At 64.0% G+C, this 14,853-nt stretch carries 15 protein-coding genes and 1 pseudogene; 9 read left to right on the forward strand and 7 right to left on the reverse strand.

What is annotated here, in order from left to right; all coding sequences use genetic code 11:
• Genes PCA20602_RS24645 through PCA20602_RS24660 form a run of 4 tightly spaced genes read right to left on the reverse strand, consistent with a single transcriptional unit; the run spans window position 1 to window position 3,221 of the window.
• Window positions 1-960, reverse strand: a complete 960-nt coding sequence (locus PCA20602_RS24645; RefSeq protein ID WP_069340201.1) for an agmatinase — start codon at window positions 958-960, stop codon at window positions 1-3.
• Entirely contained in the window at window positions 957-1,670 is a 714-nt protein-coding gene (locus PCA20602_RS24650) for an amino acid ABC transporter permease (protein WP_150723436.1), read from the reverse strand. The genes PCA20602_RS24645 and PCA20602_RS24650 overlap by 4 nt, the downstream gene beginning before the upstream one ends.
• A complete protein-coding gene (locus PCA20602_RS24655) occupies window positions 1,660-2,349 on the reverse strand; it encodes an amino acid ABC transporter permease (RefSeq protein ID WP_425495712.1) in 690 nt (229 codons plus the stop codon). Before PCA20602_RS24655 ends, PCA20602_RS24650 begins: the two co-directional genes overlap by 11 nt.
• An 11-nt stretch (window positions 2,350-2,360) precedes the next feature.
• Entirely contained in the window at window positions 2,361-3,221 is an 861-nt protein-coding gene (locus PCA20602_RS24660; protein ID WP_150723437.1) for a transporter substrate-binding domain-containing protein, read from the reverse strand.
• A 232-nt stretch (window positions 3,222-3,453) separates the two neighbouring features.
• Between PCA20602_RS24660 and PCA20602_RS24665 the strand changes: the two genes are divergently transcribed.
• Entirely contained in the window at window positions 3,454-4,335 is an 882-nt protein-coding gene (locus PCA20602_RS24665; RefSeq protein ID WP_150723438.1) for a LysR family transcriptional regulator, read from the forward strand.
• 25 nt (window positions 4,336-4,360) lie between these two features.
• On the opposite strand, the gene PCA20602_RS24670 is transcribed toward PCA20602_RS24665, so the two are convergent.
• Window positions 4,361-5,263 (reverse strand): LysR family transcriptional regulator, encoded by a 903-nt coding sequence (locus tag PCA20602_RS24670; RefSeq protein ID WP_150723439.1) that lies wholly within the window; start codon window positions 5,261-5,263, stop codon window positions 4,361-4,363.
• A 180-nt stretch (window positions 5,264-5,443) separates the two neighbouring features.
• Here PCA20602_RS24670 and PCA20602_RS24675 point away from each other — a divergent pair, with 180 nt between their 5' ends.
• Window positions 5,444-7,045, forward strand: coding sequence for an MFS transporter (locus tag PCA20602_RS24675; protein ID WP_150723440.1), 1,602 nt, complete (start codon window positions 5,444-5,446; stop codon window positions 7,043-7,045).
• Window positions 7,046-7,067: 22 nt separating this feature from the next.
• On the opposite strand, the gene PCA20602_RS24680 is transcribed toward PCA20602_RS24675, so the two are convergent.
• Complete coding sequence (locus PCA20602_RS24680; protein ID WP_150723441.1) at window positions 7,068-7,943, reverse strand: LysR substrate-binding domain-containing protein; 876 nt, start codon at window positions 7,941-7,943, stop codon at window positions 7,068-7,070.
• Between the two features lie 125 nt (window positions 7,944-8,068).
• On the opposite strand from PCA20602_RS24680, the gene PCA20602_RS24685 reads away from it, so the two are divergent.
• Window positions 8,069-8,788 carry a haloacid dehalogenase type II gene (locus PCA20602_RS24685; RefSeq protein ID WP_150723442.1) on the forward strand — a complete coding sequence of 240 codons (720 nt, stop codon included), beginning with the start codon at window positions 8,069-8,071 and terminating at the stop codon, window positions 8,786-8,788.
• A gap of 104 nt (window positions 8,789-8,892) precedes the next feature.
• Window positions 8,893-9,690, forward strand: coding sequence for an aldolase (locus PCA20602_RS24690; RefSeq protein ID WP_150723443.1), 798 nt, complete (start codon window positions 8,893-8,895; stop codon window positions 9,688-9,690).
• 75 nt (window positions 9,691-9,765) lie between these two features.
• Here the strand turns inward: PCA20602_RS24690 and PCA20602_RS24695 are convergent, their stop codons facing one another.
• A complete protein-coding gene (locus PCA20602_RS24695; RefSeq protein WP_150723444.1) occupies window positions 9,766-10,209 on the reverse strand; it encodes a cupin domain-containing protein in 444 nt (147 codons plus the stop codon).
• 116 nt (window positions 10,210-10,325) lie between these two features.
• Here PCA20602_RS24695 and PCA20602_RS24700 point away from each other — a divergent pair, with 116 nt between their 5' ends.
• The 5 genes and pseudogenes from PCA20602_RS24700 to PCA20602_RS24715 all read left to right on the forward strand — a co-directional run bounded on the left by PCA20602_RS24700 (window position 10,326) and on the right by PCA20602_RS24715 (window position 14,797).
• Window positions 10,326-11,321, forward strand: a complete 996-nt coding sequence (locus PCA20602_RS24700) for a LysR family transcriptional regulator (protein ID WP_150723445.1) — start codon at window positions 10,326-10,328, stop codon at window positions 11,319-11,321.
• Between the two features lie 275 nt (window positions 11,322-11,596).
• Window positions 11,597-12,457 carry a VOC family protein gene (locus PCA20602_RS24705; protein WP_150723446.1) on the forward strand — a complete coding sequence of 287 codons (861 nt, stop codon included), beginning with the start codon at window positions 11,597-11,599 and terminating at the stop codon, window positions 12,455-12,457.
• Window positions 12,454-12,759 carry a DUF2817 domain-containing protein gene (locus PCA20602_RS26125; protein WP_246182331.1) on the forward strand — a complete coding sequence of 102 codons (306 nt, stop codon included), beginning with the start codon at window positions 12,454-12,456 and terminating at the stop codon, window positions 12,757-12,759. The genes PCA20602_RS24705 and PCA20602_RS26125 overlap by 4 nt, the downstream gene beginning before the upstream one ends.
• Window positions 12,696-13,050 (forward strand): annotated as a pseudogene (locus PCA20602_RS26130) (DUF2817 domain-containing protein); the annotation flags it as partial. The gene PCA20602_RS26125 and the pseudogene PCA20602_RS26130, both read left to right, overlap by 64 nt.
• A gap of 427 nt (window positions 13,051-13,477) precedes the next feature.
• The gene (locus PCA20602_RS24715; protein WP_150723447.1) at window positions 13,478-14,797 is read left to right on the forward strand and encodes an MFS family transporter; all 1,320 of its coding nucleotides are present in this window, start codon (window positions 13,478-13,480) and stop codon (window positions 14,795-14,797) included.
• The last annotated feature ends 56 nt before the right edge of the window (window positions 14,798-14,853 follow it).

The following is a 14,853-nucleotide window of genomic DNA, read 5'->3' on the forward strand; positions in this document are numbered from 1 at the left end:
TCATTTGTCGAAGTGTCCCGCGCGAATCGACGCGCCGATCAGGTTGAGGATCAGACGGCCGGCCGTCACGCACGAGATCAGGTTGGCGTCGTCCTTCTCCGGCTGAATCTCGACGATGTCCATGCCGACGACACGGCCCTTGCGCACCAGACCGTGGATCAGTTTGCGCGCCTGCACGAAGGTCACGCCGCCCGGCGCCGGACCGGCGACCGCCGGCATCGTCGACGGATCGAGGCCGTCGGCGTCGATGGTGAGGTAGTAGTTGCCGCCGTCGGGAATGCGATCGAGCACGGCGTCCATGCCGATGTCATGCAACTCGTACGCCGTGACCAGCTCCGCACCGTACTCACGCGCCGCAGCGAGATCCTGCGGACGGCCGCTGCCCTGTGCACGCAGGCCGATCTGGATGATGCGATCGACGTGCGCCATCTCTGAAGCACGACGGATCGGGCTCGACAGGCCTTCGCGCACGCCGTTGACTTCGTCGCGCCAGTCCAGATGCGCGTCGATGTGCACGAGCGTGATCGGCCCCTTCTGATCGAGACCGCGCAGCACTGGCGTGGTGATGCCGTGATCGCCGCCCAGCACGATGGGCATTGCACCACCGGCCGCAATGCGGCGCACGGCAGCTTCGGCACGCGCATAGTGCTCGCCCGGCTTCGACAGATCGGGAACGATGTCGCCGCAGTCGACGAAGCGAATGTCCTTGCGGCCTTGCAGCAGCGGGCCGTCGATATCGAAGTCGTAGTGCTCGGGACGACGCACCACACGATCCGTCGCCTGACGAATCGCAGACGGCGCATTCGTCTGATCGTTGCTGAAGTCGGAGGCAGCGTACGGTGCGCCATAAGGCATGCCGAGCACGGCGATGTCGGCCTTCAGGTTATCGATGTCGAGATCGAGCTCCGAGTACAGCAGCGTCGGATGACCAGTGCGCGGGGCAACGGTGTAAGTCGTCATGAGAGTTGTCCTTTTCCTTTGGCGGGGAGTGTCGATAAAGCGGGGACGTCAGGTGTGCGGGTACGTCGCCCGACAACGGTTTCCAGACGTCGCCCGACACCGGCCAGCAAGACACTGCTGAGCCAGTAGATCAACGCCGTCGTGCCGAGCACTTCGACGTAAGCGAATGTGTTTGCCGTGAGCAGATTGCTCTGGTAAGTCATCTCGGGCAGGCTCATCACCGAGAAGATGGCCGAGTCCTTGAACATCATGATCACGAGGCTCGTCGTCGGCGGAATCAGAAAGCCGAACAACTGCGGCGCGATGATGTGACGTTGCGTCTGCCAGTACGTCATGCCGAGCGAGAGCGCCGCATGCGTCTGTCCGCGCGCCACGCTGCGCAATGCCGCGCGCAGGATTTCGCAGAAATACCCGCCGGTGTAGAACGCCGTGCAGCCGACCGCAACCGTCATCGCCGAGGCACTCACCCCCAGCTTCGGCAACCCGAAGAACGACAGATAGACGAGGATCAGATACGGGATGTTGCGCACCAGCTCGACGTAGCCGAGCGCGATGGGGCGCAGCAGCGTGCGCGACTGCGCCGCATAGGCGGCGACGATTCCGGCCACGACCCCGATGGGGATGCCGATGACGCTCACCAGCGCCGTGATGCGCAGGCCTTCGAGCAGAACGGGAACGGCTTCCCGGACGATGGAGAAATCAATGGCCATGGGGCAGCATCCTGGAGACCCGGCGCTCGCAAACGCGCGACGCGGCCGAAATGCAGAACAGAAGCACGAAGTACACGGCCGCCGTAATCGCGAAGACCTGCAACGGCAGATCCGTCTGCAACGTGGCGTTGCGCGCGACGGTCGCCAGTTCGGGCACCGCAATGATCGACATCAGCGACGACGCCTTGAGCAGGATCGTGAACTCGCTGGTGAGCGGCGGAATGGCGCGGTAGATGACTTGCGGCAACAGCACGTGCCGCCAGACCTGCGTCGCGCGCATGCCCATGGCGTACGCCGCCGAGCGTTGCCCGTACGAGATCGTGCCGAGCGCACCGCGCAGGATCTCGACGATGTAGGCGCTCGTATTGCACGCCAGCGCCGCCACACCGGCCGTCACCGGCGAGATCGAGATATCGAGCAGCGCGGGCACCATGTAGTACGCGATCAACATGTGGATCAGCGCCGGCGTGCCGCGAATCAGGCTTACCCACAGCACGACGAATGCGCGCAGCGGCGCAATCGGCGAGATGCGCGCGAGCAGCAGCACGATCCCGAGACCCAGACCGATCACGAAGGCCCCTGCCGAGGCGGCCAGCGTGATCGCCGTTCCCGACACGACGCCTTCGAGAAACGGTTGGATCACGCCGCCCATGTCAGACATCCCCAGCCCGGCGAACATGGCGGCGGTCGTCAAATCGCACCTTGCGGCAGATAGTTCTCGCGCGGCGTGTCCATCGGGCCGCCGAACCACTTCTGCTGCAATGCGGCGAGCTTGCCGTTGGCACGGAACTCGTCGAGCGAATCGTTGATGAACTTGCGGATTTCGAGATCGTTCGGGTTTGCCACCCACGCGAGCAACTTCGGCTGACCGATGGTGCCGGCGATGCGAAACGCGTTGGGTTGCTTGCGCATCTGCACTGCCGCGATGTTCGACGGCATGAGCGCCACGTCGATGGTCTTGTTGGCGAGCGCGTTGGAGACATCCGGATACGCCTGGAACAGACGCGTACCCGCATAGCCCTTGCCCGTCTTCGCTTTAAGTTCTTTTTCGAACTCGTCGGCCACCGGTTGCGACGACGAGCCCATCTGCGTGCCGATGGTCTTGCCTGCAATGTCCATATCGCCCTTGATCGCCGTTTCGTCGACACGCACCATCAACACCGAGCGCACCACGCCGACCGGCTGGCTGAAGGCGAAACGTTTGGCGCGCTCCGGCGTGATGCCCACGCTCGTCGCCACGAAATCGAACTTGTGCGACATCAGGCCGGGCAACAGGCCCTGGAACGGCAAATTCATCTGTTCGAGCTTCACGCCGAGCTTCGCGGCCATGAGTTCGAGCACGTCGTGCCCATAACCGACCACCTGGCCGTTTTCAACGAACTCGAACGGCTCGTAAGCGGCCTCGGTGCCGACCGTCAGCTTGCCGCGCTTCTTGATGTCGGCGAGCGTGCCGCCTTCGGCGAAGGCCAGTGTCGGCAGCACCGGGAGGGTTACTGCGGCGCTCGATGCAAGCGCCGCCTTTACAAAGGATCGTCTGGACCAGGTCTTCATTGCTTGCCTCGCGTCATGTGGGTTGAGTAGCTGACGGGCGTCTTCCGGCAGTGCCCGGTTCGATGCGCCTCTGAAATTCAATGTATGCGGGCAAAAAGATCATGAAAAATGATTTTTTTATTGGTATGGTTTCAAAAAATGAAACCTTTTGAAGGGCGCGAGTGGCGGGGGTTTGCTTGATGTTCGGCAGGCGTTCGGACGTGGACGGGCGGGAGTCATCGAGGAATGGGTGATGGCAAATCGGGATTTCAGTGAGCGAGACTTGCGCTCGTTGCGCATCTTCTGCGCAGTGGCGCAGGCGAGCGGTTTTGCGGCGGCTGAGAAGCAGTTGAACATGTCGAAGGCGTCGATCAGCCGACATATTCGTGAAGTCGAGGAGACGCTGGGCACGCGCCTGTGCGAGCGCGGGCCGTCCGGCTTCGTGCTCACGCATGCGGGCAAGGTCGCGCTTGAATTGGCGCGCGATGCGCTGAAGTCGCTGGAGCGGATCCGTCCGGAAATCGATGCCGTGCGTGGTGTGCTGTCGGGCACGTTATCCATTGGGATGGTCGAGCACATCCTGTCGGATGTCGGCTGTCATATCCCCGAGGCGCTGGATGCGCTCAAGACGCAGGCGCCCGATGTGAAAGTCGAGCTGACGGTGATGACCTTCAATGAACTCGATCTCGCGTTGCGCGAGCGCCGTGTGCAGATCGCGATACGGGGGATGTACCGGCGTGAAGCGGGGTTTCACTATCAGCCGCTGTTTATCGAGCGTCATCAGTTGTATGTGGCGAAGCATCGGGTCAAGGACGCGTCGACACTACCGCTCGTCTATCGGACACAGCCGTTCGTGCATGAAGCGCTCAACACGCTGGGACTGATGCGCGGGCCGACGGCCTCGGGACTGGAGGCGGTGGCGATGCTGGTGCTGTCGGGACACTATGTGGGGTTGCTGCCGCAGTACTACGCGGGATCGTTCGCGAAGCGCCACGCGTTGGTGCGGGTACCCGCCGGGCCGGAATACGAGAACGCGATCAGCGCGATTACGGAGGCGTCACGCCCGAGAACGCGGGCGCTGGATTTGTTTCTGGATCTGCTGGCGCAATGTCATTCACAGACGCAGAAGACGTGACGACAGGTCGGTCGGCGCACGACACTCACTGATCGAACAAGGCGTACGACGTGACCGCTGCCGTGCGCGTAATCTGCGAGATGAGTTTCGTCACGGCCAGCGACGGCTCGAAGCTGCGAAAGATGGCGGAGATTTCAGAATGAATCGGTGGACCCGCCAACGACTTGAAGACCACGCCGGGGATCGCCGTCGCGCCGACGAGCACGTCGGGCACGATGGCCACGCCCTCGCCTAACGCCACCGCCGTCAAGACCGCGATCAACGATCCCGGCGCGGAACCGATGATCGGCGTGAATCCGCCGCGACGCGCCACTTCGAACGTCCCCAGCGTCTGCTCTGGATTGATGAAACGCTCGCCGTCCAGCGATTCGGCGTCCACCGCGCCCGACTGATTCGCCAGCGAGTGTCCCGCAGGCAACGCCACGCAGAAACTGTCCCGGAACAGGACGTGTGCACGATGCCGGTTATGCAGGTTGATCGGCATGCGGACCAGCGCGACGTCAAGACGGTTGTCCACGAGCATCGCCGGCGACTCGTGCTGCGACACCTCCTTCGCGGTCACGATCACCCCCGGCCACGCCTGCCGGAAGGCAGCGAGTTGCGTCTGCAAGACGCCCGAGAACACCGCCGAGCCGATGTAACCGATCTCGATGCGCCCCGTCTCGCCGCGTCCGGCGCGCTGCCCCGCCTGCACGGCGTGCTCGGCCTGAGCGAGCACCTGCTTCGCTTCGAGCAGGAACATCTCGCCAGCGGGCGTGAGACGCACGTCGCGACGGCTTCGCGCGAACAACTGCACCCCCAGCATGCGTTCGATGTCCTGAATCTGGACGGTCAGCGTGGGGGCGGCGATGTCCAGCGCCTGCGCCGCGCGCCCGAAATGCAGCGTCTGCGCCAACGTCACGAAGTAGCGAAAGTGCCGTAATTCCACCGGAATCCCCACAGTTTGTTACAGGTTGTCAGCCATGCTACCGCGCGGCGCTCCGGGCGTCATTGTTCGTTTCATTAGGTTCAACCTAATAAGTTTGCCGACGCCCGGCAATGACGCGTCGCCCCCTCGCGTGATCGAATGCACACACGCTTCGACACACTCGCCCTTGCGAATATCGACATGACAACGCAACTTCAAACTGGCTCACCCGACACCCCGTCTTCGTCGACGGGCAGCCTCGCGCTCCTGCTCACCGCCTCGACCGGCTGCGCCATGACGGTGCTCGACACCAACGTCGTCGGCGTCGTGCTGCCGACCATCTCGGCGCAACTGCACGCGAGCTTCGCCGAAGTGCAGTGGGTCATCGGCGCGTATGTGCTGTGCTTCGCCGCGCTGCTCCTGCCCGCCGGGTCCATCGCAGACCGCTTCGGCCGACGCCGCGTATTCCTCTGCGGCATTACCGGCTTCGCGCTCGCGTCGCTCGCCTGCGGTCTTGCGCCGACGGCACAGTGGCTCTATCTCGCTCGCGCCGCACAAGGCATCGGGGCTGCGTTCCTGCTGGCGCCCGCGCTCGCCATCATCGGCCACGGCTTCCATGAGAAAGAGGCCCGTGCCCGCGCGTGGGGGCTGTGGGGCATGGTGATGGGACTGACGATGGTGCTCTCTCCGCTCATCGGCGGCGTGATCGGCGATACGCTCGGATGGCGCTGGGCGTTCCACGTCAACGCACCGATCTGCGCCTTGCTCGGGCTGGCGGTCGTGCGTATCGTGCCCGAGTCGAAAGCCGAGGGACAACGCCGTATCGACGTGCCCGGCATCGCGCTCTTCGCGAGTGCGATGTTTTGTGTGACGTGGGCGTTGATCGCCGCGCCCGCCGCCGGCTGGAGCAGCCCCGGCATTCTGACGCGCATCGCCGCCGGGGCCATCCTCTTTGCGATCTTCGCGGCCGTGGAGCGCTCGCGCGCGCATCCCATGCTCGACCTGTCGCTGTTCCGCTCGTGGCCGTTCGCAGGGGCCACGCTTGCCATGTTTTCTTACGCCGCGTGCGCGCAGGTCATGGCCTCGCTGCTGCCGCAATTCCTTCAGAACGCGCGCGGTGAGACCGTGCTGGGTGCCGGCATCGCCATGCTGCCGTTCGCGGTCGCGATGCTGTTGCTGCCACAGGTCGGCAAACGACTCTCGTCGCATCTGCCGTCCCATCGGATTCTCGTGCTGGGGCTGACACTGACGGGTCTGGGTAATGCCGCGATGGCGTACGTCTCGGCGCAAGGATTCGGGCATTCGGCATTACCGCTGATGGTGGCGATGTTCGTGCTCGGCAGCGGTGGCGGTCTGCTCAACGGCGAGACTCAGAAGGCCATCATGGGGACGATTGCGCGGGACCGGGCGGGGATGGCGTCGGGCATCAGTACGACGTTCCGCTTCTCCGGCATTCTGCTCGGATACACCGCACTGGGCGCGGTGCTGAGCGCGGGCGTGCATCGCAGCGTCGCCGCGCATGTTCCGGCGCTGGTGGGCGCCACGCAGGGTGACGTCGCCACACGCATGGACTTTGCCGACGCGATCTCCGCCGGTGATTTCACGCAGGCGCTGCATCTGTATCCGGCGACGCTGAGTCAGGCGCTGCTCGACGCCGGGCGCAACGCTTACGCGAGCGGCTTCAGCGGCGCATTCCTCGGCGCGGGTGTCTTCGCCGTGCTGTGCGCGTTGGCCGTGCACCTGAGCATGGGACGCGCCGAGGCCCGCGAGACACGCGCCGCCCAGGTATCACGCTCCTCCTGAACGTTCCCCGATGTGGTGTCGATCAGGCGCTGGCCGACACGACGCCCAACGTCTCGCCCACCGTCACGGCGAGAAAGTCCGCCAGCGCACGACGCGACGCCGATGCCGGGCCACCGCCATCCACCAACGCGATTTCCGACGGCGGCGGTGGCGGCAACGCCTCGCAGACCCGGTGATCCGGCAACAACACGGTCTCGGGCAACACCGACACCCCGAGACCGGATGACACCGCCGCCTGAATGCCCGTGAGGCTGTGGCTGCCAAAGGCCATGCGCCACGGACGCTGCGCCGCATCCAGACTCCGGATCGCCCGCTGCCGGTAAATGCAGCCCTGGGGAAACAGCGCCAGCGGCACGGGGGCATGCACCATGTCGTCAGCGTCGGCATGGCTTCCCATCGCCCAGACCAGCGTCTCGGGCCACGCCATCAGACAGTCGCCCTGCCCCGGCTCGCGCTTCACAAGCGCAAGTTCCAGATCGCCCGCACTCAGACGCTCGCGCAAATCGGTGCTCATCCCCGCCACGATCTCCAGACGAATGTCGCCGTGGCTCTGCACGAAGCGCGACAGCATCTCGGCCATGCGGCGAGCGTCGATGTCTTCCGGCAGCCCGACACGCACCGTCGATACCCGGCTGTCGTTTTCCATCGCATCGACGGCTTCCATCGAGAGCGCCAACAGCTTGCGTGCGTACTGGGCGAGCAGTTCGCCGTGGAGCGTCGGGGTGACGTTCACACCGGAGCGGTCGCGCATGAGCAACTGGCGGCCGACGTCGTCCTCCAGCCGCCGGATCTGCTGACTCACGGTCGACTGCGTGCGATGCACCCGTTCCGCTGCGCGCGTGAAACTGCCTTCGTCCACAACGGCAACGAGGGTCTTGAGCAGGCCGAGATCCAGCATGGCAGCACCATATTTACATATTCGATAAGTGTCACATTTTAATTTAATTTTGGAATATGCAGCGATACGACTACGCTGACGGCATCCCATCCATTTCCTCGTCATGAAGACACAGGAGACACGACATGTCGCAACCCTCCGAATCGCTGAAAAACAGCCCGCGCCCGCAGTGGCTCACCTTCGACTGCTACGGCACCCTCATTCAGTGGGACGAGGGCCTGCGCGACGCCGTCACCCGCATTCTGCAAAGCAAGCCGGGGCACAACATCGGCACGGCCGATCTCATCTCGACGTTCGATCACCACGAACACGCGCTCGAACAAACGCCGCCCCATCGCGCGTTCCGTGAAGTTGCAGGCGTTGGGCTGCGCCTCGCGTTGCAGGATCTGGGGCTGCAAGCCTCGCCGCAGGACATCGAAGTGCTGACGGGCAACATCTCCGCGATGCCGCCGTTCCCCGAAGTCGTGCCGACGCTCGCGGCGCTGGGGGCGCGCGGCTACCGCCTGTGCATCGTCTCCAATACCGACGATGACATCATCGCGGGCAACGTCGCGCAGTTGGGCGGGCATATCGATCGCGTCATCACCGCGCAGCAGGCCGGCGCATACAAACCGAACCGGCGTCTTTTCGACTACGCCCACGAGCAGCTTGGCGTGACGAAGGACGAGGTCGTCCACATCTGCGCAAGCCCGCATCTCGATCATGCGGCCGCGCGCGACATCGGTTTTCGCTGTGTCTGGGTGGATCGCGGCACGGGCCGTCGTCCGCTGCCCGACTACACGCCGGACGCGACCATCGCCACGCTCGATGCCGTGGTACCGTTGTTCGACGCGTTCGGCTGGTAATCGGGAAGCCAATCCGGAAGCTACTCGGAAAACGATGCAGAAGACTCGCAATCACCGGATGCGACGGCAGGCGCAAGCGTGCCGTCGCTCACGTGGAGACTGACATGGCGCATACGCTCTCACTGAACGCGGGCGACACCTCGCGTCGCCTCGACCACGACGTCGATCTCGACTCACCCGCCGTACGTACTGCCCGCGAAGAACTCGCGGCATGCTTCCGGCTCGCCGCCATGCACGGCTTCGAGGAAGGCATCTGCAATCACTTCTCGGCGATGCTGCCGGGCAGCGACCGCTGGTTCCTCGTCAATCCTTTCGGGCTGGCGTTCGAAGAGGTCACGGCATCGAGCTTGCTCGTGTGCGATGTCGAAGGGCACGTCGTCGCGGGCGACGGTGTTCCCGAAGCCACGGCGTTCTACATCCATGCCCGATTGCACAAGGCGAACCCGCGCGTGCGCGCGGCGTTTCATACGCATATGCCCTGGGCGACCGCACTCGCGATGAGTGAAGGCGACCCTCTCGTGTGGGCGGGACAGACAGCGCTCAAGTTCTACGGGCGCACCGTCGTCGATACCGACTACAACGGGCTCGCGCTGGGCAACGAGGAAGGCGACCGCATTGCCGCCGCCATGGGCGACGCGGACATCGTCTTCATGAAGCATCACGGGGTGATGGTGGCCGGGCCCAACATCGCCGAGGCGTGGGACGACCTCTACTATCTGGAGCGCGCCTGCGAAGTGCAGTGCAAGGCGATGAGCACGGGGCGCGAGCTTCGTGCGGTGCCGGAGGCCATCGCTCGACGCACCGCCGCCGAGATGCGCGCAGGCGATCCGCACAGCGCTCGCGCTCACCTCGACAGCGCCATGCGACGCCTGCGTGCTGCCGAGGTACCCTTCGACCGCTGATCGCGGTACGTCGCGAAAAAGTCAGCGCACCGGACCGGCATCCAACCCGGGACCGGCTCGCTGACTGACGTCACCTCACAGACCCACGATCTCCTGACGGAACGTCTGACATACCTCGCGCACAGCCTGCGGGTCGTGCGGCACGGGCAGCGCCGCCATGGCGCGGAAGAATGCGTCGTGACAGGCCGGCGTCGACACGAGCAACATGCGCGCGATCGTCGGTTGTTCGTTGACGAAGCCGTGCACATCGCCCTTCGCGACATTCACCACGTCGCCCGCCATCACTTCCCGCGTCATGTCACCGACGGTAAAACGCAGACGTCCATGCGTGAGCACGAACGTCTTCTCTTCATCGAGCGAACGATGCATCGGCGCGCCCCCCTGCGGATTGACGGTCATATCCATGATCGTGAGGTCACGCTCATGATGCTCGCCACGATCGTGCACGCCCGCGATGAGGCGGACATCCATGTTGGCGAACGACACCGTATCGAGGTGCGGATTGAATTCGGATTGCATGAAACGGAAGGCTCCTTCGTGTCAGGGGGAATGCCTTCATTCTGGCGATCTCTCACTTGCGAGAAAAGACGTCTAAAATTGGCAGGACTTGCCAATCAAATGGACAATCAATCTCGATGGATCTCAATGGAACGCTGGCGTTCGTGATCGTGGTCGAACGCGGCTCGTTCTCCGCAGCGGCGCGCGCCCTCGATATTCCCCGCTCGACGGTGAGCGCCCGCGTGGCCTCGCTGGAAGCCCATCTGGGCGTTGTCCTGCTGCGTCGCACGACACGCCGCATCGCGCTCACCGACGATGGCCGCGATTATTTCGAACGCACGGCGCCCGCGATTCAGGCGTTACGCGACGCTGAGCAGGCTGGCGCCGCCAGTGCATCGGCCAATCGGGCATTGACGGGTTCCCTGCGCATCGGCGTGCCGTTCGACTTCCCGTTCGATGCACTGAGCGTTGCCATCACGAGGTTTCGAGTCATGCATCCCCGCGTTCGCTTCGACGTGCTGGTTGACGACAGCGTGAGCGATTTCGTCGACGACAATCTCGACATGGCGATTCGCGGCGGCAACCCCGGCGGGGATCACGTCATTGCGCGACGCATCGCCACGTTCGGCTTCGCGCGCTTCGCCAGCCCGGCGCTCGGCAAGTCGCGCGGCAAGCGCGTCGGCAAGGACGACACGCCGAGCGCCACGCACGACATCCCGCAACTCATCTTCCGCCCGCGCGCGGGGTCGCCGGCATTGTCGCGTTCGACCGCGCGCATCTCACCGCAACCGCCGCACCCGCCACAACCCGATTACGCCGTTGCGACGAACAGCTTCGCCCTGCTCAGGCAGTTGGCGTTGCATGGTGCCGGGGCGGCGGTGCTGCCCGCGCATACCTGCGACGACGACGTCGCGAACGGAAGGCTGCTCAACCTGCCGTTCAACAGCGGCGATACCAGAGATACGCAAGCCGGTCTCTATCTGGTCTATCCTTCACGGCGTGAGCTCACCGCGAAGGTCAAGGCGTTCTCCGACCATCTCGTCGAGCACCTGGAGATGCGCGGCGCCGCAGACCCGAAATCTGCCTCGAAAGCACCGTCTCATCGAGTGAGAAAGCCCGTAAAGCAAGGCTGAGCGTCCGACATTCGGCCCTTGGCGCACGTGAGGGCCTCACGACCGCACGCCCCGCACGCCCAGCACTAAGCAAAGCAAAAAGCATCCGTTGGGCGCACAGCGGCACGCTTCTAGAATGGACGCGTCGTCCTTTCTCTGTCGGGAGCTATCGTGTCCAGTCGTTCTGTTCCGGGCGTGTGCCTTGCCGCCGCCGTCGCGCTTGCACCGCTTGCGTCCTCCTTTGTGTACCCTGCCTCCATCGTTTCGTTCCCACGTCAACATTCTGGAGATCAGGTATGAGTCAGCTTCCCGCACCGGTGCTCGATCACGTCGTCATCAACGTCAAAGGCGAGCTTGAAGCGTCCGTCGATACGTACCGCCGTCTGGGCTTCGCCCTGACCGAGCGCGGTCATCACTCGCTCGGCACCAGCAACCATCTGGCGATCTTCGGGGAAAACTATCTCGAACTGCTCGGCTTCGAGGCGGGCAAGTCCACCGCACGTCCCGACGTCACGCAAGCGCCGCTCGGCCTGACGGGTCTCGTCTTCAAGACGCAGGATTCGCACGGCCTTTACGCGACGTTGCAGGACCGCGGCATCGGCTTGGAAACGCCCGCCGAATTCTTCCGCCCGGTGCGTCTGCCGGACGGCACCACGCAAGACGCCCGCTTTCGCACCGTGCGGCTGGCCACCGAACTCGTGCGCAATGGCCGCACGTTCTTCTGCCATCACTTCACGCCCGAGCATGTCTGGCGCGACGAATGGCGCGATCATCCGAACGGCGCGACGGACATCGTCGGCTTCGTGATCGCGTCGCCGAATCCCGCGGTCACCGCTGCGCTCTACGATCGCGTCTTCGGTCCCGGCATCCTCACCGCCGCCGGCGAGACGGGGTATGCGTTCACCGCAGGGCGCGCTCGCGTGCACTTCGTCACGTCCATCGAAGCCGCGCAACGCTTCGGCAAGGTCGAAACGACGGACGACGGCAGCGAGCGCAGCGTCGCGCTCATGCTGCGCACGCGCTCCCTCTCGCAGACGCAAGCCACGCTGCGCGAGAACGGCGTGCCGTGGACGACGCTCGACGACGGCTCCGTGCTCGTGGCCGCCGCCGACGGCTTCCACGTGGCGCTTCAGTTCGTCGAAGGGGACACACCGTGAGCACGCAACCGACATGGTGGCAGGCGTTCGGCGTCGACTATGCCGACGCACGTCAACGCTTTCGCAGCGCGGCTGACCGCGCAGGCGCGGACCTGAGCACTTATGTGCATCCGAGCGCCAAAGCGCCGGACGGCAGTGATCTGACGGTCGACGTAGCGCGGTTGGGTACGGCGCATGCGCCGTCGATGCGTTCCGCGCCGAACATGGCCCCGACGCCCGCTTCAACACGCCCGCGAGCGGTCAGTACACGCACGCCGACGGCCTCATTTACGGCGGACGCTCACGCGAGTGGTCGAACGTGACGTTGCAGACGATTGTCGAGCGCGAATTGGCAGGCACAGCGCATCGGTCTGATCGACTGGCACACGGGCATCGGAGAATACGGCGAGCCATTCTTCCCGTGCTTCAACGCCGACGGCAGCGACGCACAACGCGAAGCCGCCCGCTGGTGGGAGGCCGAACGCGTGCAGAACCAGCGCCCACCGCCGCACTCAGGATCAGGTGCAGACGGGGGCAATGGGCGAGGCGTCCGTGATCGGGTTGGTAGACCAGTGCATGCATTTCATGCTACCGGCCACCCCGAGCGCGGCTAAGCATTTGTTATCGAAAAGCTTATGAATGTCCGGAAGAAATGCACGCGGCGACGGAGCATAAGCCTCCAGGAAGCGCTCAAACCTGCCCGGGCAACGTCCCACCCGAAAGAATATTTCTCGAATTTCCGGTGTATTTCGCGTGCCTCGTCCCGTTAGCCGAAACGCTCGTCGTCTCACGCAAACGTCCGCCGGGCGGGCGTCATCACCATGCTGCGACGCAACAATTCGATCGATTGTTGCGATATTCACAATAATCGATCTGTCACGCGGGCATTGTCTGCCCCCGCTGACAACCGCTATAGTTGGCCCGCCCCCGCGACGCGATTCGCTTGTTCCCTCGCATGTGAAGGACCTGCGAGGCGAGCAAGCGCATCAGCGTCATGTTGCAAACGTAGTTATCAATGCGATGCCCCCATCGCCAGTAGAAATGAGAGAGACAGCGACAGCCAACGCAGGAATCAGCAACCCGCCCCCCACTCCCGAAGAAGTCCGCAAGCGCGTTTTCGCGATCGTGGCCGCGTCGTCGGGGAATCTGGTCGAGTGGTTCGACTTTTACATCTATGCCTTCTGCGCGATCTACTTCGCGCCGGCGTTCTTCCCGAGTTCGGACCCGACGGCCCAACTGCTCAACACTGCCGGCGTCTTCGCGGCCGGCTTCCTGATGCGTCCCATCGGCGGCTGGATCTTCGGCCGCATTGCCGACCGTAACGGCCGCAAGAACTCGATGGTCATCTCCGTGATGATGATGTGCTTCGGCTCGCTGCTGATCGCGGCACTGCCGACTTACGCCAGCATCGGTAACTGGGCCCCGGCGCTGCTGCTGCTCGCGCGTCTGCTGCAAGGCCTGTCGGTCGGTGGGGAATACGGCACGACGGCGACGTACATGAGTGAAGTGGCGCTCAAGGGCCGCCGCGGCTTCTTCTCGTCGTTCCAGTACGTAACGCTCATCGGCGGCCAGTTGCTCGCCGTGCTCGTGGTCGTGATTCTTCAGCAGTTACTCAGCGAAGCCGAACTCAAGGCCTGGGGCTGGCGTATCCCGTTCGTGGTCGGGGCGATCACGGCAGTGGTGGCGCTGATGCTGCGTCGCACGCTGCATGAAACGTCGACGAGCACGAGCCGTAACAACCGCGACGCCGGGTCGATTGCCGGTCTGTTCCGTCACCACAAGGCCGCGTTCTTCACGGTGCTCGGCTACACCGCCGGCGGGTCGCTGATCTTCTACACGTTCACCACCTACATGCAGAAGTATCTGGTGAACACGGCCGGTATGCCGATCAAGACGGCGAGCTACATCATGACGGGCTGCCTGTTCGTCTATATGTGCATGCAACCGATCTTCGGCATGCTCTCGGACAAGATCGGCCGTCGCAACAACATGCTGTTGTTCGCCGGCCTCGGTGCGATTTGCACGGTGCCGATCCTCACGGCGCTCAAGACGGTGCAAAGCCCGACGAGCGCGTTCGTGCTGATCTGCCTGGCGCTGGCTATCGTGAGCTTCTATACGTCGATCAGCGGTATCGTGAAGGCCGAGATGTTCCCGATCGAAGTGCGCGCGCTGGGCGTGGGCCTGGCCTATGCAGTCGCCAACGCCATCTTCGGCGGCTCGGCTGAATACGTGGCGCTCGGCCTGAAGAAAGCGGGCATGGAGCCGACGTTCTACTGGTACGTCACCGGCATGATGGTGCTGGCGTTCCTGGTGAGCCTGCGCCTGCCGCGTCAGGCAAAGTACCTGCATCACGAACATTGATGCTGACGGCGGAGGTGCGGACTCGAAGGTAGGAACTTTCGAGCAGTGCCTTCGCC

It is taken from the genome of Pandoraea capi (genome assembly GCF_902459735.1).
Classification (GTDB): domain Bacteria; phylum Pseudomonadota; class Gammaproteobacteria; order Burkholderiales; family Burkholderiaceae; genus Pandoraea; species Pandoraea capi.

Coding starts and splice junctions, on each gene's coding strand:
- PCA20602_RS24645 (WP_069340201.1), bottom strand. CDS start 960: ATGACGACTTACACCGTTGCCCCGCGCACTGGTCATCCGACGCTGCTG.
- PCA20602_RS24650 (WP_150723436.1), bottom strand. CDS start 1,670: ATGGCCATTGATTTCTCCATCGTCCGGGAAGCCGTTCCCGTTCTGCTC.
- PCA20602_RS24655 (WP_425495712.1), bottom strand. CDS start 2,349: ATGTTCGCCGGGCTGGGGATGTCTGACATGGGCGGCGTGATCCAACCG.
- PCA20602_RS24660 (WP_150723437.1), bottom strand. CDS start 3,221: ATGAAGACCTGGTCCAGACGATCCTTTGTAAAGGCGGCGCTTGCATCG.
- PCA20602_RS24665 (WP_150723438.1), top strand. CDS start 3,454: ATGGCAAATCGGGATTTCAGTGAGCGAGACTTGCGCTCGTTGCGCATC.
- PCA20602_RS24675 (WP_150723440.1), top strand. CDS start 5,444: ATGACAACGCAACTTCAAACTGGCTCACCCGACACCCCGTCTTCGTCG.
- PCA20602_RS24680 (WP_150723441.1), bottom strand. CDS start 7,943: ATGCTGGATCTCGGCCTGCTCAAGACCCTCGTTGCCGTTGTGGACGAA.
- PCA20602_RS24685 (WP_150723442.1), top strand. CDS start 8,069: ATGTCGCAACCCTCCGAATCGCTGAAAAACAGCCCGCGCCCGCAGTGG.
- PCA20602_RS24690 (WP_150723443.1), top strand. CDS start 8,893: ATGGCGCATACGCTCTCACTGAACGCGGGCGACACCTCGCGTCGCCTC.
- PCA20602_RS24695 (WP_150723444.1), bottom strand. CDS start 10,209: ATGCAATCCGAATTCAATCCGCACCTCGATACGGTGTCGTTCGCCAAC.
- PCA20602_RS24700 (WP_150723445.1), top strand. CDS start 10,326: ATGGATCTCAATGGAACGCTGGCGTTCGTGATCGTGGTCGAACGCGGC.
- PCA20602_RS24705 (WP_150723446.1), top strand. CDS start 11,597: ATGAGTCAGCTTCCCGCACCGGTGCTCGATCACGTCGTCATCAACGTC.
- PCA20602_RS24715 (WP_150723447.1), top strand. CDS start 13,478: ATGAGAGAGACAGCGACAGCCAACGCAGGAATCAGCAACCCGCCCCCC.